Origin of the sequence: Coleofasciculus sp. F4-SAH-05, from assembly GCF_040222985.1 — a bacterium.
Classification (GTDB): domain Bacteria; phylum Cyanobacteriota; class Cyanobacteriia; order Cyanobacteriales; family Coleofasciculaceae; genus Coleofasciculus; species Coleofasciculus chthonoplastes.
The window spans coordinates 63,811-85,140 of record NZ_JAVKBY010000267.1 but is presented as its reverse complement, the minus strand read 5'-3'; the positions used below and the strand labels follow the sequence as shown (position 1 = coordinate 85,140).

At 46.1% G+C, this 21,330-nt stretch carries 18 protein-coding genes; 8 read left to right on the top strand and 10 right to left on the bottom strand.

Annotated elements, in window-relative coordinates; genetic code table 11:
• Positions 1 to 106 precede the first annotated feature (106 nt).
• The 3 genes from RIG27_RS33010 to RIG27_RS33000 all read right to left on the bottom strand — a co-directional run bounded on the left by RIG27_RS33010 (position 107) and on the right by RIG27_RS33000 (position 4,303).
• Positions 107 to 1,363 (bottom strand): AAA-like domain-containing protein, encoded by a 1,257-nt coding sequence (locus tag RIG27_RS33010; protein WP_446351272.1) that lies wholly within the window; start codon positions 1,361 to 1,363, stop codon positions 107 to 109.
• Between the two features lie 384 nt (positions 1,364 to 1,747).
• Complete coding sequence (locus RIG27_RS33005) at positions 1,748 to 3,913, bottom strand: AAA-like domain-containing protein (protein ID WP_446351271.1); 2,166 nt, start codon at positions 3,911 to 3,913, stop codon at positions 1,748 to 1,750.
• 9 nt (positions 3,914 to 3,922) lie between these two features.
• Complete coding sequence (locus RIG27_RS33000) at positions 3,923 to 4,303, bottom strand: CU044_2847 family protein (protein WP_446351270.1); 381 nt, start codon at positions 4,301 to 4,303, stop codon at positions 3,923 to 3,925.
• A 93-nt stretch (positions 4,304 to 4,396) separates the two neighbouring features.
• Between RIG27_RS33000 and der the strand changes: the two genes are divergently transcribed.
• Positions 4,397 to 5,782 (top strand): ribosome biogenesis GTPase Der, encoded by a 1,386-nt coding sequence (gene der / locus RIG27_RS32995; protein WP_446351269.1) that lies wholly within the window; start codon positions 4,397 to 4,399, stop codon positions 5,780 to 5,782.
• Between the two features lie 46 nt (positions 5,783 to 5,828).
• On the opposite strand, the gene RIG27_RS32990 is transcribed toward der, so the two are convergent.
• Positions 5,829 to 5,969, bottom strand: coding sequence for a hypothetical protein (locus RIG27_RS32990; protein WP_446351268.1), 141 nt, complete (start codon positions 5,967 to 5,969; stop codon positions 5,829 to 5,831).
• A 3-nt stretch (positions 5,970 to 5,972) separates the two neighbouring features.
• Between RIG27_RS32990 and RIG27_RS32985 the strand changes: the two genes are divergently transcribed.
• A complete protein-coding gene (locus tag RIG27_RS32985) occupies positions 5,973 to 6,977 on the top strand; it encodes an energy-coupling factor transporter transmembrane component T family protein (RefSeq protein ID WP_446351267.1) in 1,005 nt (334 codons plus the stop codon).
• A 145-nt stretch (positions 6,978 to 7,122) separates the two neighbouring features.
• Here the strand turns inward: RIG27_RS32985 and RIG27_RS32980 are convergent, their stop codons facing one another.
• Positions 7,123 to 7,881, bottom strand: a complete 759-nt coding sequence (locus RIG27_RS32980) for a hypothetical protein (protein WP_446351266.1) — start codon at positions 7,879 to 7,881, stop codon at positions 7,123 to 7,125.
• Between the two features lie 263 nt (positions 7,882 to 8,144).
• On the opposite strand from RIG27_RS32980, the gene RIG27_RS32975 reads away from it, so the two are divergent.
• Positions 8,145 to 9,554: a DUF3370 domain-containing protein gene (locus RIG27_RS32975; RefSeq protein ID WP_446351265.1), complete on the top strand. Its 1,410-nt coding sequence runs from the start codon at positions 8,145 to 8,147 to the stop codon at positions 9,552 to 9,554.
• A 239-nt stretch (positions 9,555 to 9,793) separates the two neighbouring features.
• Here the strand turns inward: RIG27_RS32975 and RIG27_RS32970 are convergent, their stop codons facing one another.
• A complete protein-coding gene (locus RIG27_RS32970) occupies positions 9,794 to 10,003 on the bottom strand; it encodes a hypothetical protein (RefSeq protein WP_446351264.1) in 210 nt (69 codons plus the stop codon).
• 350 nt (positions 10,004 to 10,353) lie between these two features.
• Between RIG27_RS32970 and RIG27_RS32965 the strand changes: the two genes are divergently transcribed.
• Both RIG27_RS32965 and RIG27_RS32960 read left to right on the top strand, forming a co-directional pair.
• Positions 10,354 to 11,781, top strand: a complete 1,428-nt coding sequence (locus RIG27_RS32965) for a protein kinase domain-containing protein (protein ID WP_446351263.1) — start codon at positions 10,354 to 10,356, stop codon at positions 11,779 to 11,781.
• Between the two features lie 208 nt (positions 11,782 to 11,989).
• Positions 11,990 to 13,375 carry a protein kinase domain-containing protein gene (locus tag RIG27_RS32960; RefSeq protein ID WP_446351262.1) on the top strand — a complete coding sequence of 462 codons (1,386 nt, stop codon included), beginning with the start codon at positions 11,990 to 11,992 and terminating at the stop codon, positions 13,373 to 13,375.
• Positions 13,376 to 13,544: 169 nt separating this feature from the next.
• Here the strand turns inward: RIG27_RS32960 and RIG27_RS32955 are convergent, their stop codons facing one another.
• From RIG27_RS32955 to RIG27_RS32945, 3 genes are all read right to left on the bottom strand, one after another.
• Positions 13,545 to 14,366, bottom strand: a complete 822-nt coding sequence (locus RIG27_RS32955; RefSeq protein ID WP_446351261.1) for an SIMPL domain-containing protein — start codon at positions 14,364 to 14,366, stop codon at positions 13,545 to 13,547.
• Positions 14,367 to 14,561: 195 nt separating this feature from the next.
• The gene (locus RIG27_RS32950) at positions 14,562 to 15,179 is read right to left on the bottom strand and encodes a CP12 domain-containing protein (RefSeq protein ID WP_446351260.1); all 618 of its coding nucleotides are present in this window, start codon (positions 15,177 to 15,179) and stop codon (positions 14,562 to 14,564) included.
• A 544-nt stretch (positions 15,180 to 15,723) separates the two neighbouring features.
• On the bottom strand, positions 15,724 to 16,377 hold the full coding sequence (locus tag RIG27_RS32945) for a sigma-70 family RNA polymerase sigma factor (protein ID WP_446351259.1): 654 nt from the start codon (positions 16,375 to 16,377) through the stop codon (positions 15,724 to 15,726).
• Between the two features lie 134 nt (positions 16,378 to 16,511).
• Between RIG27_RS32945 and RIG27_RS32940 the strand changes: the two genes are divergently transcribed.
• From RIG27_RS32940 to RIG27_RS32930, 3 genes are all read left to right on the top strand, one after another.
• The gene (locus tag RIG27_RS32940; RefSeq protein ID WP_446351258.1) at positions 16,512 to 16,709 is read left to right on the top strand and encodes a hypothetical protein; all 198 of its coding nucleotides are present in this window, start codon (positions 16,512 to 16,514) and stop codon (positions 16,707 to 16,709) included.
• A 204-nt stretch (positions 16,710 to 16,913) separates the two neighbouring features.
• On the top strand, positions 16,914 to 17,876 hold the full coding sequence (locus tag RIG27_RS32935; protein ID WP_446351257.1) for a sensor histidine kinase: 963 nt from the start codon (positions 16,914 to 16,916) through the stop codon (positions 17,874 to 17,876).
• A 347-nt stretch (positions 17,877 to 18,223) separates the two neighbouring features.
• The gene (locus RIG27_RS32930; protein WP_446351256.1) at positions 18,224 to 19,906 is read left to right on the top strand and encodes an EAL domain-containing response regulator; all 1,683 of its coding nucleotides are present in this window, start codon (positions 18,224 to 18,226) and stop codon (positions 19,904 to 19,906) included.
• A 283-nt stretch (positions 19,907 to 20,189) separates the two neighbouring features.
• On the opposite strand, the gene RIG27_RS32925 is transcribed toward RIG27_RS32930, so the two are convergent.
• Positions 20,190 to 21,308 carry an FHA domain-containing protein gene (locus tag RIG27_RS32925; RefSeq protein ID WP_446351255.1) on the bottom strand — a complete coding sequence of 373 codons (1,119 nt, stop codon included), beginning with the start codon at positions 21,306 to 21,308 and terminating at the stop codon, positions 20,190 to 20,192.
• Positions 21,309 to 21,330 lie beyond the last annotated feature (22 nt).

Here is a 21,330-nt window from a genome sequence, read left to right as displayed (position 1 = left end):
TGCTGGGCTTTACTCCTACTACCAGTTCTATGATTGATAAAATTTTGGCTGTAGCTCTTGATTTAATCAATCCTAAACATTTAAGAAATTGGTTTGCTCATTGTTGTTACTGTACCTCATAGCAGCGCGAAGCGCTGTAACTTAAATTTTTCCCCTTTGCCCAAGCTTGCGCCTCTTGCAACGCCTTACCCTGCAACAGAAAGTCATCCTCATACCCAGAGACTACCCACCTTCTAAACGTCTCGGCGTAGGGGCGTAGATTCTTTAATTCTTGGTCAATCCAATTTTGATTAAAGACTTCCCGATAAATGGGATTGTAAGCCTTTAAACTTCCTCCCTGCTTCACCACCAACCCCGCCAGCTTTAATCGGGCTTCATCATCACTATTCGTGGCGGTGACTTCCCCATCTTGCCAAATTTGCCGATATAGTTCCAGTAAATACCCTGCCCGTTGTTCATTGCTTAAAACGCGATCGCGGATTGTCCGGAGATGTTCTGGTTCATCCTGAGCTTCCCAGTTTTCCAGTATACGCGATCGCACTAACCCTGCGATTAATTCTGCCTCACTCCCAGATGCAATCGTAAAGGGAGACGTAATCACCAACTGACATAATTTTTGCGTCAGAAAGGGTTGTCCCCCTGTCCAGTTTATAATCTCCCTGAGAACCGTTTGCGGATTCTCCGCCTTTCCCGCCAATCCCGGCGCTAAGGGTGACACTTCCGATAAGCCAAACCCCCGCAATTCAATCGCCCTACCAATATTAAACGGCGTGCGGGTTTTATCCTGAATTAAATCCGAAGGTGTCGCCACCCCCAACAAGGCAAATGTCAGGCGTTGATACTCTGAATTATCTGCCCGTTCGTTAAAACAAGTGCGAATCAGGGCAAAAAAATCGTCTTTTAGGTCTAACTTGAGAATACTATCGATTTCATCAATAAAAATAACAATCGATTGGGAAATCTCGGCTAACAATACCGTCTCGATAAACTCACCCAAACGCTGTGTCGGGGACAATCCCTCCCGTTCATTCCACCATTTGATCACCTTAACCTTAATTCCCAAACTCCGTGCCAGTCGGCGAATTAAACCCAGATACCATTCCGAGGGGGCAATATTGTGACTCCCAATGGCGGTAATATCAATCACACCACAAGCAACTCCCTCCCCTTGCAATCGCCGCATGGTTTGCACCCGCAAGCTAGATTTACCCATTTGGCGGGAATTGAGAACATAGCAGAATTCACCTGCTTTTAAGACTTCATAAAAATCCTGATCTGCTTGACGTACAACGTAGGTGGGATCATCTTGTTTTAGACTCCCGCCGACTTGATAGCTGTAGTCTGGATGGGATGCGGTACTCATCCTCAAATCCCCCGAAACGGTGTGTATCTGGTAATCCCGTAGGGTGTCGTTAGCGTAGCGTAACGCACCGCCTTTTATTATCTCCCCCAATTGGTGCGTTACGGCGCTAACTCATTTAATCCTCACAATTTACACTAAATAAGCGCCTAACGCACCCTACATTTATATTCATATAGATTTTTCGTAGGGTGCTATCTTCGTACCGTAACGCACCGTCTTTTATTCTATTCCCAAATTGGTGCGTTACGGCGCTAACTCATTTAATCCTCACGATTGATACTAAATCAGCGCCTAACGCACCCTACGTTGATGATGAAACACCTGGGTTCTCCTTCTCCCATCAAGGGAGAAGGGGTTAGGGGATGAGGGTGAAGTCCGAAGGATTTAATCTCCTAAATTATCGCGGAAATAATTACGATACAAATCGCACCTCGGAATCGCCTCATTCCCCTGTAACTGTACTAACCCCATACTGTCTAATTTAAACGCTAACTCGGCATCTAATTCCACGGACTTATTTTTAACCACTACCTGACGAAACGCTTCCTTTAACTTGGGATATTCCTTCAAATTCCACCAATGACGCCGCAAATGATCGCTATAAATTCCCGCCTCTGTTGCCGCTGTTTCTGCTAACTCTCCTAACGTCACATCCTGACGCCGCAAATGATACAACGCCTTTTGCACTAAATAGGGATGTCCCCCGACTAACTGCGTTAATTCCTCAACCTGACTGGTTGTCCAATTCAGTCCATAACGTCCGGCTAAATCTAACACCTGCTCGGTACTAAACTCCGACAACTCTACATTTTTACCCACATTAAATGGCGATTGATTAATATCCAATGGCACATACACCTCCGTTGAATGTACCACGACTAACCGCAACTTTTCCCATAATTCGCTACTAAAATCCCCATAACGCGCCCCTTCATACCAAGAGCGCAATAAGGCAAAAAAGTCATCGGCAATTGCTCGATGGGGAAACACCCGGTCAACTTCATCCAACCCCAAAACCAAGGGCTGGTCAATTTCTTCTAATAAACATTCCTCAAAATAGGCTGTACATTTATCCTTACTTCCATACATACTCCAATATTCATCTAACTGATTTAACCGCTTTAAGCGTCGCCCTACCTGTTCACAAAACCAGCGTAAAAATTGGTCTAAATTACCTAAAAGCTGACTATCTGCCCGTTGTAAACTCAAGGGAATAGCATGATACCCTTGTTCTTTGGCATGATGGAGAATTCGCGCCATTAACGAGGTTTTTCCCATCTGTCGGGGCGCTTTAATCCGAATCAAGCTACCCGGTTGTAAAATTTCTTGATAACAATCGGTTTCTATCGGCAAACGCTCTACATATAACCCGGATTTGAGTGAAACCGCCCCTCCCGGTTCCCGTTGTAATTCCGGTTCCGCTACAGGTAACGGGGGAAAATCGGGACTGGCTATTGCAGGTGCAGCAGGTTCTGGAGTCTCCGCCAGGGGAACCACCCAAGGTTCTCCCCCTTGGGATATCAGCGCCAATAGTTCCTGTACAATCACTGGTGTATCGTCAGGAGAATGCCATTCCCGTTGCTGAATCCGCTGTAAATACCCGCGCAGGTCATAATTTAACGGGGAATCCAGGGGAAAGTTGACCCGAATCGGCAGAATTACAGGTTTCTTTTCTTCCCGTCTATCCCGCAATTCCCTGGCTCGTCGCACCTCCTCTGTGACCATTTCACTGGTTGCCGATTGGGAGGATAATAAAAGGAGAAAATAATCACATTGTTCTAATTCCTGGTCAATCCGTTCCGCCCAATTTTCCCCTAAACGAATACTCGCCCCCGCCATAAACGGTTCATGTCCAGCAGCTTTCAGGGCTTCATAGAATTGCTGTGCCACACTTAAATCGGGATCACGGCTGCGGTAACTGATAAAGACTTTGGCAGTTTTGGGAGAAGGGGAAGCAGGGGGATGAGAAGGTGTTGGGGTCAATAACTCCTGGAGGGTTGACCATTTTTCGCCTATTGTAGTTAGTGGTAATGCTAGCGCCCCTTGGCTATGGTCAAATGCGGCAATTAAGCCAATCACCGCCTGAGTTTGGGCATCAAAGACAGGCGAACCACTATATCCTCCCTGCACCCGTTGAGCATCTGCCATTACCCGCAGCCGCAGCATGGGTAAATTGCCAAAATTGGCTTGGGGATTGATATCGGTAATCGCCCCATCAATCGAAGCGCCTTCTGGAAAATCTGGACGTCCATAACCAATACTTAAGAAGCGGTGCATGGGTGTGACGGAGAGGGATAAAGGAACTCCCTCGCCCTGATATCCAGTTATCTGCAAGACGGCAAAATCATCCTGGCGACTATTCCCCAGATACACCAAAGATACCGATTTTCCTTGCACTCGTAACTGTTCCCAGCCGCCAGCCGCTTCCACTACATGAGCGCACGTAAACAAATACCCGTGAGACGAGACAAAAAACCCTGTCCCTCGGATAATACCATCCTCAGCCGCCGCGATCGCAACTGTCGCCCGTTTTACCTGTTGCCAACTCATCAGGCTTGATTACCGTTTCTGTTGATCCATCTTCCAACTCACTTTAACCTTAAGCGTTGCCGTTCCCGACGATTCCACCAGATAAACATTGCCTTTAGCGGTAAAATTAATCCCAAATTCCACTTCCGCATCTGTGGCTTGGGTTTCTCTGTGTAATTGTTGAAAGGCTTTGGTCAAAGGGCGACAACCGCGTACAATTAACGCCTGAATCACATTAAAGCTGCGATCCAGTTTCTTAATCGGGGGTTCTCCAGGCGTTGCTACCTGACCGACGGCGGATTCTGGCACGTCCACTGCTACCAGAATTGTACCGCCATCGTCTGTATCCAGTTCCAAAAGTTGCTGCGCCATAATTAAACGTCTAACTTCAAACGTCTTTTCTAATCCCATGACCAATGATAAAGGAATCAGCCACTCCCTTTCACCTCGCTACAATAGAAGACTGGAGCGTAATGCTTCTTATACGTTAGGGGGAAGAGGACGATGGGTTTGCCAGTAGTTGCTGTAATCGGACGCCCGAATGTGGGCAAATCAACGCTTGTCAATCGGTTAGCCGGGGTGATGGATGCAATTGTCCATGATCAACCGGGAGTTACCCGCGATCGCACGTATCGACCCGCGTTCTGGCAAGACCGAGATTACTCGATTGTAGACACTGGGGGTTTGGTTTTTGATGATGATACCGAATTTCTGCCCCTGATTCGAGAACAGGCAATGGCAGCCCTCAGCGAAGCCAGCGCCGCTATATTAGTGGTCGATGGTCAAATGGGTCCCACCGCCGCCGATTATGCGATCGCAGATTGGCTACGCCAGCACCCTGTCCCGGTTGTTCTGGCTGTAAACAAGTGCGAATCCCCCCAACAAGGACTGATCCAAGCGGCTGAGTTTTGGGAACTCGGTTTAGGTGAACCCTTCCCTGTCTCTGGGATTCACGGTGCAGGAACAGGGGAACTCCTGGATCAACTGATTACCCATTTGCCCACGGTGGGAATGCTTCCCGACACCTCAGAAATCAACGTGGCGATTGTCGGACGTCCGAATGTAGGTAAATCTAGTCTATTAAATGCCCTGACAGGAGAAAAACGTGCGATCGTCAGTTCCATTTCTGGTACTACCCGCGATGCCATTGATATGATTGTCGAACGCCCCGGAAACCCAGAAACCGAGACTGAATCTCAACTCTATCGTCTTATTGATACCGCAGGCATTCGCAGGAAGAAAAATGTCGAATATGGACCGGAATTTTTTGGCATTAATCGAGCCTTCAAAGCTATTCGCCGTGCTGATGTGGTTCTCTTCGTGGTTGATGCCCTAGATGGTGTTACCGAACAAGACCAAAAACTTGCTGGACGCATTGCTGAAGACGGACGGGCGGCGGTTATCTTGGTCAACAAATGGGATGCAATTGAAAAAGATACCTATACGATCTATGAATACGAAAAACTGCTGAAAAATCGCCTCTATTTTATTGAATGGGCACCGATGATTTTTGTCAGCGCCTTAACCGGAAAACGAGTAGACAAAATTCTCGATTTAGTCGATACTGTTGCCGCAGAACACCAGCGCCGCGTCAGTACGTCTGTGATTAATGAAGTGCTTGCAGAAGCCATTAACTGGCATTCCCCGCCCACCAACCGCCAAGGACGCCAAGGCAAAATTTACTACGGCACCCAGGTTAAAACTAAACCCCCAACGATTGTCCTGTTTGTCAATGATCCGAAACGATTTAATGAAAACTATCGCCGCTATATTGAGCGTCAATTTCGCCAACAACTGGGTTTTACCGGGACACCCTTGCGTCTATTATGGCGTGGGAAGAAAGTCCGCGATGTTGAAAGCAGCAATGCTAATCGAGCAGTTCGGGTTTAATTGGTCCTTGGTCTTATGTCTTATGTCTTATGTCCTTTGTCAATGGTCAAAACAATAGTGAGATGGGATACATTGATTCTTGACAACCTTCGAGGGCATATTTTTGCCTATTCCCCATTCCCTTTTGCCGAATAACGAATGACGAATGACGAATAACGAATGACGAATGACGAATGACGAATGACAAACCATGGACTTACTGCGATCGCTCCCGTTAGGGCTATACCTGGAACAACCTGTAACTTGGCTCCATTACCTGGATTCTCGGGTAAAACTTATCTGGTTAATGAGCTTTTTGGCAGTACCTTTATTAGCCAATCCCTATTGCCGTTTGGCAGTTGTTGTGGTATTGATTTTGTTCACCCTGTCAGCCCGTATCCCGTTACGGGTTTGGCGTCAGCAAATGGGTTGGCTGCTGATGCTAGCGGTATTTGTCTTTATTCTCACCGCGATCGCGCCCGATGGATTGGCGGTTGATCATCAGTCTCGGCTTCCTCAGGGGGACATTCTCGTGGTTGAATCTGCTGAAACCTCAGCACAGGAATCGCCTCAACCTAGACCCTGGTATAATCCCTTTGGTATCGGACGGGAATCGGTTCCAGAGGCTTCTGAGAGTGAAACAGTTATCCTGACCAATTTACCCCAACCGACGGACTACAGATATATTCTCCTGGAAGCGGGTCCAGTTACGATTACCCGTCGCTCATTGGATCTAGCGGTTCGGGTCAGTACCGTAATTTTTACACTAATTTATAGCACCAATCTTTACTTGCTCACCACCGCCCCAGAAGAAATTACCGCCGGGTTAGAAAGTCTAATGCTTCCCTTACGGCGTCTGAATATTCCAGTTACAGAAATTGCTCTAACATTAACCTTATCCTTGCGTTTTATTCCCTTAGTTTTGGAGGAAGTGCAAAATTTAGTCCGTTCAATTCGGACTCGTGCGATTAACTGGAAAAAGCTAGGGGTTCGCCGCAGCGCCCAAGTTTGGATCATGGTGACTGAACGGTTATTGGAAAATCTACTCATGCGAGCCGATCAAATTGCCAAAGCCATGACAGTGCGTGGTTTTACCAGTCCCAACCAGCATCGAGTCCAATGGCATCAACTGCGTTTACACTGGGGAGACTGGATCGCGATCGCGACTTTAGCTCCGTTTTGGGTAGCGCGGCTGATTTGGGGAGGAATGGGATGATGGAGATACGGTAAAAAGAATGATAACTGAAATCACATATTTGTAGGGGCGGGTTTAGCCACTCAATCTGCTTATTACTGATAACGGAACAACAAAACCCGCCCTTACTTACGATAAAAAATAGATTGTTGAGTCGCTCGATTCTCTATTCATCTGTGGAATTCTGACAACGAGAATTGTGTGGATAAGACTCACAGAATCCATCTAGATCTGTTGAATAAGTATCGGAATTATCGACTGTTGTTTCTTGAGGTTCCGGTCTCTCTTCGGCAGGAATTTCCGCGAAAATTCCCGTTAATCGTTCCAAATTGCTTCTTAACGTCAGTCCCAATTCCCGTTCGGTTACCAAGGTCAAAACCTGTGTCGTTGCGGGATCAGATTCTCCGGTGAAACCTACCTCAATTTGGGCAATCTTATCCGGTTTGGTGAAAACGGCACCCAGAACGCCGAACAGCAACGTATTACCAATAAGCCGACCCACGTTAGCTTTTTTGCCTTCTTGATAGGTTAGGGTATCAACATTACTTGCCGCAACAGTAATTTCCTGGGTTGGTCTTTGATCATCCAAAACCGCGAGGCGATCGCCTTGTTCAATATAAGCGGTGATGATTCCCTCAGTGAGGGAGATTTTGCATTTACCGGATAGATCAGTTTCACCAGAGGTTAAAGCGCACAGTCCCTCATGACCCGAACGCTGTTTGAGCGAGACGGGGGGTTCGTAGCCTTCACAGCGCGAATTTAAGGGGAATTTCGTGCATAAGGTGTAAATGTCAACTTCCGGGTTAGCTTGTGCGGGATTTGAGGCGGCGAGAAAAAAACTGGTTAAGGAGGTAGTCGCTAGGACTGTGGTTGTGGTTCCGGTGAGAATCAGACGATTCAGTTTAGGGTAGAAGCTGGAAGTCATCGTTCATATCCAAATTATGCCGTCGCTGGAACGTATATCTCGGTAGTGTCAGCTTATGCAGGTTGAATTCCCTGTTCCCTGTTCCCTGTTCCCTAACAAATGACCAATGACCAATAACCAATAACAAGCGGTAGGATGATAAATCTACAGTTCTTAGTCTTAATCACTCTGCCATTGTTGCCAGTTTATTGCTGATGACGGGAGTGAAACGCTGAAACTGAGAACTGTTGTTGTGTGTGTGAGGTTGGAAAACCCCTTCGTTCATGCTGTCTCTATTCGCCAATTTCTCGCTGGCTCAAGTTGTTATCCCTGTCCCCCCGACAACCCCAACTCCTCCTCCCGCCCAGGAATTGGTGGTGCAACCTCAACAAATACGACCGTTACCCGGACAACTGGATCAGATACCTGTCTTTAATAGCAATAGTCCCGAAGTGATCCAAACCGAGGGGATTTTACTGTCAACCTTCCCCCCTTATGGAAAAGCAAGTCCTGGCGCTCATTTAAATTTTCCGCTTTCTGGACGCTTTGATATCTTTGCTCATCATATCGCCCGCTCCAATACGCCAGAGGAATGGCGACCCATGTACCAAGGGGTTCTGGTTCACAATGCGGGGAGTCAACCTGTAACCTTAGATATTTTGCAAGCGGTGAGTTATGTAACCAATCCGGATGCTCCGTTTATCGACTTACCGCCCTATATGGATAATCCCTTTGGTTTGGTCTACTCTGGTCCCGGTTCACGAGTAGCCACCGATATCCTGCGTGGTGTGCATCAATCCTCGTTTCCGTCTCAAGTTGTTATTCCGCCGCGACAGAGCGAAATGGTATTGAATTTACCCATTGCGTTAGGCAATTCCCGGTCTACGTTGATGCGTCTGCGAACCAATCGACCGATTTATATGGCAAGTTTAGCCATGTATGCACCCCTGAACTCCGATCGCAAAGTGAATCGAGAATCTTCGGGGACACCTGGACTTCCCTATCGTCCGCCTACTCTTGACGAATGGCAGTATTTGTTATTTAAAGGCAATTTAGCCGGACCACGCGATCGCATCCCGACATCCCCCAACCAAACAGACGGTAAGATTGTCTATGGTCGGGTCGCAGGTGTGGCGGTTGGTTCTCAATGGCGTACTGAGGTTGTCGATCGTCCAGGTGCGTCAGATCTGACGATTCCTCAACCGGGTCAAGCGTTTTCCTATCCCCTCAGTACTGTTCCGTTTATCACCTTAGGGACTGATCAAATGCAGAGTGCGCCCCTCAAAGTCCGTTACCCCGATACCGCTCATCGCGCCCATGGAAATTATGGGGTGCGGTATCACCTGACTTTGCCTTTAGTCAACCGCACAGATGCTTCCAAAACCGTAACCTTAGCGATTCAAACCCCACTTAAACCCGATGAAGAAGAAGAAACTGACGAATTGCACTTTTTGAATCCTCCCGATTCCCAGGTCTTCTTTCGGGGTACTGTACAACTACGTTATACCGATGACCGGGGATTAGCCCGCATCCGTTCAGTTCATCTGGTACAACACCGGGGTCAAGCTGGAGAACCCTTGTTAACCCTAAAAATGCCTCCAGGCGATCGCCGTTTTGTCGAAGTTGACTTTATCTATCCGGCGGATGCAACACCACCCCAGGTTTTAACGATTCGGACTCTGCGATCGCCTTAAGAAGGCTGGGGGAGCAGGGGGAGCAGGGAAAGCAATGTAGAGACGTAGCATGCTACGTCTGGGAGCTGGGGAAGTTGTAGGGGCGGGTTTTACCATTAACATTGGGTTGTCACCTTGATATCACTAAACCCGCCCGGATAGAGTGCAATAATTCTTCGATAAATAGCAAATAACGTAGCTTCCTTCTTGCTCGCACGAGTATGACAAATGACAATCTAAATTATTCCCACCTCCTTAATTTAGCCATCTGGAAACTGCCAACAGGGAATCCGTTCAATATCGTGGCTACCGCAGTGATTACAGGCACTATTTAACGATGAGTCTACCCATTCATCATCGCAATAACGACAATGACAAAAAATATTGTTATGATTGGCGATTTCGATTTTCTGACGCCATTGGTTCAACAGAGTATTATCTTTTTCGTTTTCGTTGCCAATTTTTGACATAGTATTATTCAAATTAAGTAGTTGGATAAAATCAAACGTGACGGTTGAGATTAGTGAATAGGGAACAGTACGAATTTGACGTGGGTTAACATTTCTTAAACTGTTCGGCATTTAAACCTGAATGTCAACACCTGCACAACCGTTGTCATGTAAGCATCTTGCTCGCTACCCATTCCCAGTTTAAATGCGTGACAACTTATGCCACAAACCCTACCTTAAATCTGAGGTAGGAGCAGGTGCAAGTCACTCCAGAAAAGGTATCATCGTACCATTTCCACTAAACCCGCCCTTCCAGGGAAAACCTCAACGAAGAGAGCGATACAATTAGTAGTGCCAATGCTTTGAGAACAATGGATATTTACTGCACTCGTCCCACCTGTCCTCGCCCCCAAAACTTTTTTGCCGATCTCGATGACAAGGCGACACTGCAAACGGCACAACAGAAGTATTGTACGGCTTGTGGGATGCCCCTGATTTTAGTGGGTCGCTATCTTCCCACCAAGTTACTGGGTCAAGGCGGCTTTGGTACCGCATTCCTGGCACGCGATCGCTACACGCCAACGATGCGTGATTGTGTCGTGAAGCAGTTCCAGCCGTCTGGTGATTTAAGCCCCCAACAACTCGCCATTGCCCAAGGTTTATTTGAACGGGAAGCGGAGGTATTAGAACAACTCGGTAATGATCATCCCCAAATTCCCAATCTCTATGCTTTTTTCCCGTTGAGTGTTGGTAATTTGAACCAATCGGGTAAAGAAGACCAATTTTTCTACCTCGTCCAGGAATTTATTGATGGACAAGACTTGGAGGAGGAACTGCAAACCAAAGGGACATTCTCTGAATCTGAAGTCCTAGAAGTGTTACAGGCAATGCTGAAGGTACTCCAGTTTGTCCATGATAATGGTTCAATCCATCGGGATATTAAACCCTCTAATATCATGCGTCACCAAAATGGACGCTTGTACCTGTTGGATTTTGGTGCGGTTAAACAAGTCACCAAAGGCGCAGCCGGAACCCCCTCTGGCAAATCCACGGGAATTTATTCGATGGGATTTGCGCCACCCGAACAGATGTCAGGGGCGCAAGTTTATCCTTCAACAGATTTGTATGCGTTGGCGGTAACGTTGATTATGTTGCTGACGGGGAAAGAGCCAGAAGAGTTATATGATTCCTACAATAACGCTTGGAACTGGAAACCCTATACCCAGGTTAGTGATACCCTAGCAGACGTCTTAAACCGTATGCTTCTGCCCACTCCAAATAAACGCTTTCAATCGGCTCAAGAGGTGATGGACGCCCTGAAACCGCGTCGAACTCCCCCTGCACCGCCGCCTCCACCTCCCCCTACTTCCAAGCCCAAACCAGCCGTTCAACACCCCCCAGTTCAACCACAACCCCCAGTTCAACCACAACCAGCAATTCAGCGACAAACACCCCGTTTTACCCTATTGGAAACCTTAATCGGGGCAGGGTTTACGGGCTTTGAAGGGACGTTACTGTTTATTGCTCTGGACAGTATTCTGGGAATCCAACAGATTAGTGTGGGATTAGTGGGAATGATTGTCGGGGGTTTAATTTATACGCAGTACCGCCGGATTATTGAAGGCACAGATTTGCTAATTTTGGCTGGAATAACGTTGGTATTACTGTTAATACCAGCATTACGGGTTGGATTGTCAATTCCCGACTTCATCTTGATTGGAGTGTTTGTTGGCACAGGTGCGATCGCCATTACTGCTCTATTTCGCTTGATTTATTTACTACTTTCTCGTTTGCTATGAAGATAAGAGTGATACAAGGCGCGATCGCGACTCAAAACCAGGTTCCCTTGAACGAAGTTAAGGGTTCCGTAGCCAAGACTGATGAATCAGGGCGGGTTTTGCTTTTCAGTTATTGGTGAAAAGCTGACCTGAGTCCCTAAACCCGCCCCTACAATTGATTTATAACTTATATATAACTTATAACTTATGACTTCTTTGGATATGAACAATGGAAATTCACTGCACTCGCCCCCATTGCCCTCGTCCCCAAAACTTCTTTGCTGAACTGGATCAGAAAGCCACGCTGCAAACAGCACAGCAGAGATATTGTACAGCTTGTGGAATACCACTCATTTTGGGGGGTCGTTATATTCCCACCCAGTTGCTGAGTCAGGGAGGGTTTAGTACAACATTTTTGGCACGCGATCGCCACACACCTTTGATGCGCTATTGTGTCGTTAAGCAATTCCAGCCTTCTGATCAATTAAGTCCTGTTGAACTCGCTAAAGCGCAAGAATTATTCGAGCAGGAGGCAGAAGTTTTAGAAAAACTGGGTAATAATCATTCCAAAATTCCTAATCTCTATGCTTTTTTCCCATTAAGTGTTACTAATTTAATCAAACCTGATACCCAAGATCAGTTTTTTTATTTAGTGCAAGAATTTATTGATGGGCAAGACTTAGCCGAAGAACTAAAAACAAAAGGAACATTCTCTGAAACTGAAGTCATGGAAATTTTCAGGGAAATGCTAGACGTTCTCAAGTTTGTCCACGAGCATGATTCAATCCATCGGGATATTAAACCCTCAAATATTATGCGTCATCGGAATGGACGTTTATATCTGTTGGATTTTGGTGCAGTTAAGCAAGTAGCCACATCCGCAAAAAAGACATCTTCTACAGGTATTTATACCCCTGGATATGCTCCTCGTGAACAGATGCAAGGGCAAAAGGTTTTCCAGTCTTCTGACTTGTATGCTTTAGCGGTAACCTTAATTGTCTTATTGACGGGTAAAGAACCGCAAGATCTGCGCGATTTCCATAGCAATATTTGGCACTGGAGACAGTATACCCAAGTTAGTGATACTCTCACTAATGTATTAGACCAAATGCTCTTAGAAACGCCGAGTGAACGGTTTCAATCGGCTCAAGAGGTGATAGATGCTCTGAACTCACCATCTGTATCATCTCCAACTCAAACTTCACCACCACCCCATTCCCCAATTTCACCAAGTCCCCCGATTTCTAAGAGTTCAGCGATTCAACCCCGTTCACTATCAGAAATTTTTGCTGAAGCGGCATTTATTGGATTTGAAAGCGGATTACTGTTTATGCTTTTAAAACAGTTTCTGGGTTTTTCAGGGATAACTGTGGGATTGTTAGGTATGGCTATTGGCGGTTTAGTTTATGGACAATATTATCATCGGTTGAAGACCAATAAATTGCTAACAATCAGCGGAATAAGTTTGGCTGTATTGCTCATCCCTTTACTGATGCTCGGCTGGTCTATCCTAGAATTAGTCATTACTGGAGGGATTGCTGCAGCGAGTGCGATCGCGATAACGGCTTTATTTCGGTTGATGTATTTGCTGTTGTCTCGTTTGCTAGGAAGATAAGGGTATTCTTAGAACCTTATAAGAGGGCGGGTTTTGTTGATGAATTATTGGTGGATATCTGAATTTAGTCCCTAAACCCGCCCCTACAATTGACTGATTTATGCTCAAAGTTCCCAACTTCCCCAGTTTCCCAGCTCCCTCTGCTCCCTACCTCCACAGATTTCCCGACTTAGCGTCCAGTATAGGTGACAAAGATATCCTTGTTTACGGTAACTTCTACAGGAGCATCAGGATCGTACACCGATGAGGTAGTATTGCCGAAGGGTAAATTTCCCTCTGAGTCACATCCGGGTAAGAAAACCGCATAGAATGGTTCAGCGACTGAGGGTACTAGCCTCAGTTGAGTTCCCATCGCCGCCGCTAGACTGTTGGCTCGGTTTTGAGCATCTTCAACGGCTGATTGATAAGCAGCTTGGACTAGGGCTTGACAGTTATTCACGGAATATTCTACGTTAACTGTACTGATCAGAATCGCTTCAATCGGGCTGGCTGCATCTGTTGCAGTATTGACAATTTCCTCCAAGCGATCGCGGTTAGGATTGTCCACGGTGACAACCAGCTGCGCTCCTCCTTCTGTGGCGGTAGAGGGAAAGGGAAAAGGCAAAAAGCTACCACTGGGTTGAATAATGTCTAAGTCAATCGCTTCCTCAGAAACGCCAATGGCTTGGAGTGCATCCAGAATGGGTTGCAACATCTCTAAGGTTACATTCTCTTCTGAGGGTTCAAATTGAGACAAGACTCCCTCTGGCGGCGACGGATAGTTTCTGGCAAATTTAAACAGGAGACTAGCTCTATCAGCAGGTTGGCTAGCTCGACCTTTACCAATCACCCGAAACGTTGGTTCTTCGCTGGGTGGCGGATAAAATAGCTGACTGATTTGACGAGCATCGGGCGTTGAGTCGTTACTTCTATTCTCAGTCCTACCGGGACTAGGAATTAAACTGGTCGTGATAACAGCGACAATCAAAAATGACATAACTCCTTTTTTCATTCTGCCCGATTCTCCTGACCCCATGGCGAAATATAGTGGTTTAATTATCCAACAGCAAAATTATCCCCCAAAAATGTACCCGCTAGAACAAATGATCAAAAAAGTCACCACCCCATCAACGATTAAGGTGGTGAACAATATCACGAGCAGATGATGTCTTGTCTTCCGGCTAGCCCGGTAGAGTCTCAAATCAAATTAACTGTCATACATTCGAGATTCAAGGGCTTCGGGATACTCTTGACAATATTCCTCAAACGCTGTTTGGGAGGGTTTTTCTGCCCGTTGATGTGCCGCTTCTGCTTGCAGTTCTTCCACAATATCCCAGGCGGCGGCACATTCTTTAGAGGTTGGTCCTTTTTGGGCGCAGACAGCCCGTGCTTCTTCTACAGCTTTGCGGATTTCATCTTCAAGAAGTACGCTCTTGGGTTTATCGAGAAAGTCTCCTTTAGCCAGAATATCGGTAATAGAGATAATACCCAGGAGTTTGTCCTTGATCACCGGAGCGCGGCGAATACCTGTATTAGCAAACAATCGCGCCACGTACTCTACACCGAGGTCAGGATTGACCACAATGCAGGGCTTATTCATAATTTCATAAACCCGCACTTTTTTGGGATCTTTGCCATAGGCAATCACTTTATAAACAATATCCGTTTCCGTGACGATGCCATAAGCATCTTGGTCATGGCGGCGATCTACAATTAAAGCCCGTAGACCCATATCGTTCATCAAATCCACAGCATCAGCTACAGTAGCTGAACCGCGAATGGTGACCACATCAGTGGTCATGATGTCTTGAGCCTTCATCATCATGTCAGTTTCTCCTGGACGTTGATCTGCCTTTATGATGTGACAGGGAAGTCAATCAGTCCTCAGACAATGCTTACGTTGGAAGCTGATTCTTCCAAGCCCCGAACTCTGGGAGATTAGGGTCATTGACCTGTAGGGACGTCTATCGTGGAGCATTTTTGATTAAGGTTGTCTCTTGTTGCTCTACCTGGAGAGTCCCACGGACTTTACCTCTATTTTAACGCGATTTAAGTATTATTGCTTATCCAGTGGCTCGACCGATGCCCTATAAGATTTGATGGGTTAGGGTGCAGGGGGATCTCTGAAATCCGGATGTTTTCGTCTACCCCTACAATGCCAAGGGTGTAGCATTGGCTCAGAGAGAGACTCCTAAAGGGTGACTTGTTAGACTTTTCCGGAAGTCGAATTAAACAATAGAAACGATTTGAACGAGACAGGGCGACCAGATCAAATTGAGTGGACTGGTGTTGTTAATTGGTGCAGGCGGGTCGCCCCTACACCGATTCTACAGGTTTTTGCCCCTATTGAAGAACTAATACTGTTAGTCTTAACTGACAATTACATATTCTCTAAACTTAGGGCGAAAGCGAACCAAACAACGCTGATAAAAACTATTTAGCGTTGATATTTTAATTCCCAGCTCGTTGGAAATTTCTTTCCAAGAGTAGCCAGCCATCACCTTGAGGGCTAAAAACTTAAAATTAGCGACAGGCTGATTCACAATATGGGTACTTTGGAAAATCCCTTCTGGATCTTCTTGCAAAACATCAATAACTTCTTGTAAAATTGAAGGCGTTAATGAATGAGTGAATTGCAGTGACGTTTTTTGTTCCAGTTGTTCCAGCGTTAATCGGGTCACTTGACGCTGGTATGCCCGCTGAAACCCCTTGGGCATCACTTCACGACTGGCTTCGATAAAAAACCGTTTCGCGAATAGAAAATTGACCCAGGGTAAAACATCATACTGCGGATTATATCTATCAATGTTTTCGCAGATGTAACAGAATAGTTTTTGCTGAGCTTCGGCATAGATATCGTCATAGAAGCCTCTAAATTTACCTTTATGCGGACGGCAAAGCCTACCCGATTGTAAAATTTCTTTGATCAATTGAGCTAGAGCCAGTCGTCTGTTGTGGCTTTTCGCCGGAGATTGCTGGGCGGTGAGAGCCAGTTGTTTTAGGCGGACGTTGAGTTCGTTCATGGGTGGGGTGTAGTTATACTGGAAACAAGGTGGTTTAATAGCTTGCTGACAGTATCGAACGCCCTTTAGATGACTTCAATGGGAAAAAGTCGGAGGGTTAGCTGAGGCTCGTATCAGGTTTTGTCAGTTTTGGGGTGAGTGACATCAGGAAAAGTCTGTTATTTGTCATTCGTCATTGGTCATTTGTCATTTGTCATTCGTCATTGGTCATTTGTCATTTGTCATTTGTCATTGGTCATTTGTCATTTGTCATTTGTCATTTAGACAGGGCGGGTTTAGTGACATTAGGGTGGACAAAAAACGATAGTAGTGAAACCCGCCCCTACACATAAAACTCTTGTCTATTGACACTCCCCCAGCTCCCTCATCTTCCCCAGCTCCCTCTGCTCCCCCAGCTCCCCCAGCTCCCTCATCTCCCCCAGTTCCCTCCGCTTTCCCAACTCCCCATCCCCCCATCCTCAAAGCTAAACTGGTAGCATCTCAATCACTAACCTGAGAGGCAAACGATCGCGATTACTCTTACCGATGACCATTGGGTGAAGTTGCAGGATATCGCAACTCGCCTGGATATTTCTCCTGAAACTTTGATTGTGATGGGTGTTGAACAGATTCTCACCCATTCGCCATCTTCACCATCAGCGTCAGCACAACAGCCACAAGAGAGTCTCTCAGAATACTTTCAACTCAAGTCAGCAATGGACCAATCTCAGCCAACAGACGCCGAAATTCTTAATGCTTTAGCTCAAGAAAAACAACGGGGAGACTTAAAATCTCAGGTTCTATCCATCACGGCTCATGAATTCCGTACCCCTCTGACAACGATTCTGTCTACGGCTGAATTGTTGGAACATTACCAATGGACAAAAGCAGAACAAGTGGAACAGTTGCATCTGATTCAGGAAACGGTGCAACAGATGCTGCAACTGTTGGAAAATATGCAGTTTGTCGGTACGGCTGATGGGGAACAACTCCCTTTTACTCCCGCCCCTGTGGAACTCCATGACTTTTGCCAACGGTTAGTGACTCAGATTCAGCAAGGTTTAACCGTCAAACACTTAACCGATGATCAGAATCAAGCCTATACCCTCGCCTTCGTGAGTCAAGTTACTTGTTTACCCGCGATGATGGATGAAAAACTATTGCGCCAACTCCTGTCTAACTTGCTATCCAATGCGATTAAATACTCTCCGGTGGGCGGTACGATTCGATTCAACCTAGCCCGTGAGGGAGAGAATGCTTGCTTTGAGATTCAGGATCAGGGAATTGGTATTCCGTTAGAGGATATACCTCACCTGTTTGATTTTTTCTATCGGGGAAACAATGTGGGTGCGATCGCGGGGACAGGATTGGGGTTAGCTATTGTTAAACAATGTGTTGATCTGCACCAGGGTCAAATTGATGTAACCAGTGACGTTGGCGTGGGTACAACGTTTACGGTTCGCTTACCCTTGATCAGCGATCGCCAGGGAAAAATGCCAGAGTCAGCAGACTGGGAGTAGAGATGAGAATTGAGACTCGCGCCTTTTCCCTAAAAAACGGCGGCAACTATCCACATCTGGCGTCGTAAATAATTACAATCAACACTCAATTATTTTCTCTAGAAAAAGAAAATAAAGTAACAAATATCAATGAATTTCTATGGGTTTTAACTGTTTAATTTTAAAATACTGTACATAACCATCAACGAACATCTAAGTCATCATTTTTCCTGGCTTCGACAAGCCCAAACTTTTACTAGGATTGGGTTATACCCCCTAATTGCTAACGTGTTTAACAGGAAAGCGATAATACTCGCCTCGTTTTCCGACTTGCTCCCATTGGGCGAGATATCCAGCGAGCTATAGTCATGACGACGATTTTAGTAATTGAAGACGAAAAAGCCATCCACAGGAATTTACTTAAACTATTGAATGCGGAAGGGTTCGAGACGCTCAGTGCCGATAATGGTAACACAGGGGTGCAATTGGCTCAAACCCAACAACCTGATTTGATTATCTGCGATATCCTGATGCCGGGATTGGATGGTTATGGTGTACTCCATATCCTCCAACAGAACCCCTCAACGGCGACGATTCCTTTTATCTTCCTCACCGCCAAAACAAAACAGACGGATATGCGCCAGGGGATGACATTGGGGGCAGATGATTACGTGACAAAGCCCTTTACTCGCGCCCAAATCCTCAGTGCGATCGCGGCGCGATTACAAAAAGTAAAATTACGCCAACAGCAGTCTATCCTCAATCCCAATCTGCCCAATCGTCGGTTACTCCAGAAACGTTTTAATCAGCTAGAGAAACCAGGAAATCAGGGTAAACTCCAGATTTTCCTCTTATCGCTGGAAATTGAACAACTCAACCAACTCAACAATACCCTAGGACTTGCCATTGGTGATCAATTACTCCAAGCCGTTGTCGAACGCTTACACCATCACTTAGGACAACAGGATGCGATCGCTCAAATTGGTAGTGATCATTTTATCATTCTCTTGAGTCGAAGTTATCACAAACCTGAGAGTATTCAAATTGTCGAAACCTTGTTAAAGGCGTTTGATTTGCCGTTTCAGGTAGACTTTCATCAAATCTTCCTATCTGCCTACATTGGTATTGCCATTTTAGGACGTGATGGTCGAGATCTCGACACCCTAATTAGACATGCTAGTGTCGCCAGAGAAGAAGCCAAACAACCGGGAAATCGTCGCTATCAGTTTTACATTGCCTCCATTGGCGCAAAATCTCAAGAAGCGTTTGAGCTAGAAACCCAAATGCGTCAAGCCTTAGAACGGCAGGAATTTCAGCTTTATTATCAACCGAAAGTCAATCTGCTCACCGGACAGATTGAGGGGGCGGAAGCCTTAGTGCGCTGGAATCATCCCCAACGCGGGATTATTTCGCCCGTTGAATTTATTCCCTTAGCTGAAAAAACCGGGTTAATTGTGCCATTGGGCGAATGGGTACTTAGACAAGCCTGTCAGCAAGCGCGAGTCTGGCAAGATCAGGGAATTTTTCCCTTACGAATTGCCGTGAATTTATCGCCCCGTCAGTTTAATCAGTCTAATTTAACCAACTTTGTCGTGGACATCCTCCAGGAAACGGGATTAAAGCCCAATTATTTAGAGTTAGAACTGACCGAAAGTACATTAGTCCAAAATCCAGACACCGCGATTGCGACGTTAAAGCAATTTAAGTCTTTAGGGATTCGTATTTCTATCGATGATTTTGGTACCGGATATTCGGCATTAAGTCAGTTAAAACAATTCCCTTTTGATGTCCTAAAAATTGACCGTTCTTTTGTTTGTAAACTGACTGAAGATAGCCGTGATGAAGCGATTACCACAGCAATTTTACAAATGGCTCAGAGTCTCAAGTTAAAGGTTGTCGCCGAAGGAGTGGAGACGCTCAGTCAATTGAATTTTCTCAAAGGACATCACTGTGATGAAATTCAGGGGTATTGGTTTAGTCCACCCTTATCGGCTGAAGCCTTTGCCAAGTTGCTGAGTACGGGAAAAAAGTTTCCTCTATTGTCAAGTTGAATGGATTGACAAAATGAGTAGGTGGTGATCGTCATTTGTCATTCGTAAGAGTTTGAGGGCTATTGACATGACTTAATCGTGTTGAGTTTATTGCCACAAACCTACTTAAAACCTCAGTGTTCTGATGACAGTTCTCTTCGTACCCCAGGCATTTAAACATCGCGTTTCGGCTTTTTACAGTTAGTTTGACCGAACAAAATTCTGTACAGTTTTCCTCCCTTGTCTTCTTGTCACCTTGTCTCCCTTGTCTTGTCGCAACCCTAAAATAAAAAACCTACACCTGTCAGGCTGGGGGGTGAGGGCGAAACGTCCATTCCTGATTGCCAATGCGAATACTATTCCCCGGAGTTAGGGTGCAAGGTTGATGGGGGGTAAGGCGTTGTCCGTTGACAAAGGTACCATTAGAACTACCCACATCAATTAACTGGTATTGGAGTTGACCCTGAGTGTCTCTGGATTGAGTAATCTGAGCATGATAGCGGGAACTTAACCCATCATCGAGAACCAACGTATTACTCGGTTCTCGTCCAATCGTGCAGATGTTCCCGGATAAATTGAATGTCGCACCTGATGCATTGTGGACGAGATGCGCCTGTATTTTATCAACAGGTTGGGCAATGATTGTGGGGGCTAATCCGGGTTTATCTCTGACAGGTAACTGGGCTGGGGAGTCTCCGGCGCTGGGTAAGGAATTGGGTTGAGGGGATGTCCCTAAAACAGGAGGGTTCCCATGGGGGGAGTGGGGTGCAACAATATTAACGTGTTGTACAGGAGGTGGGGGGATAACCGGACGATTGGCTTCGGCAATTTGCATTTTTAAGGCGGCTTCGTGTTCGGCTTCCTGTCTAGCACTCATTCCCTCAACTTGACGAATGATTCCCTTTGTCTGGGGAAAGTTGATGTCACTGACTCGCACGTCTTCTAGGGCAAAGCCTAACGAATAGGATACCTCGGCATGGTCAAGCAGGTATTGTCGGATGTGGACTCGTCCCTGATTCACTAATTGTTCCATCCGCAATTGACCCACAGCTACCCCTAAACTATCTTTTACCGCACTTATCAGCGCGGCAATGGGATCAGAGAGTTCCAAGGCGACTCGTCTTGTATCCACGACTTGGTACATGACGTTGAGGGACATATTAATCAAATATTGGTCGCGGGAAAGGAAATCTCCTTGGGAGACGATTTCCAGGTTGCGAATCTTGCTATCAACCAGAACTAGTTCACATTGTTCGAGAAGGGGTAAGGCGAAGCTGAAATGACGCCCTGGTTTCAATGTGCGGACAAATTTCCCATTTTTGACCAATAAACCTGTATAACCTGCACCGATAAAGTCCATACTCCACCCAGCCCACCGTTCTGGGTTTAGCGTTTGGATAAGGGGGGAAGTGGTGCTAGACATGAGCGGTTCGTGAGATAAGAGG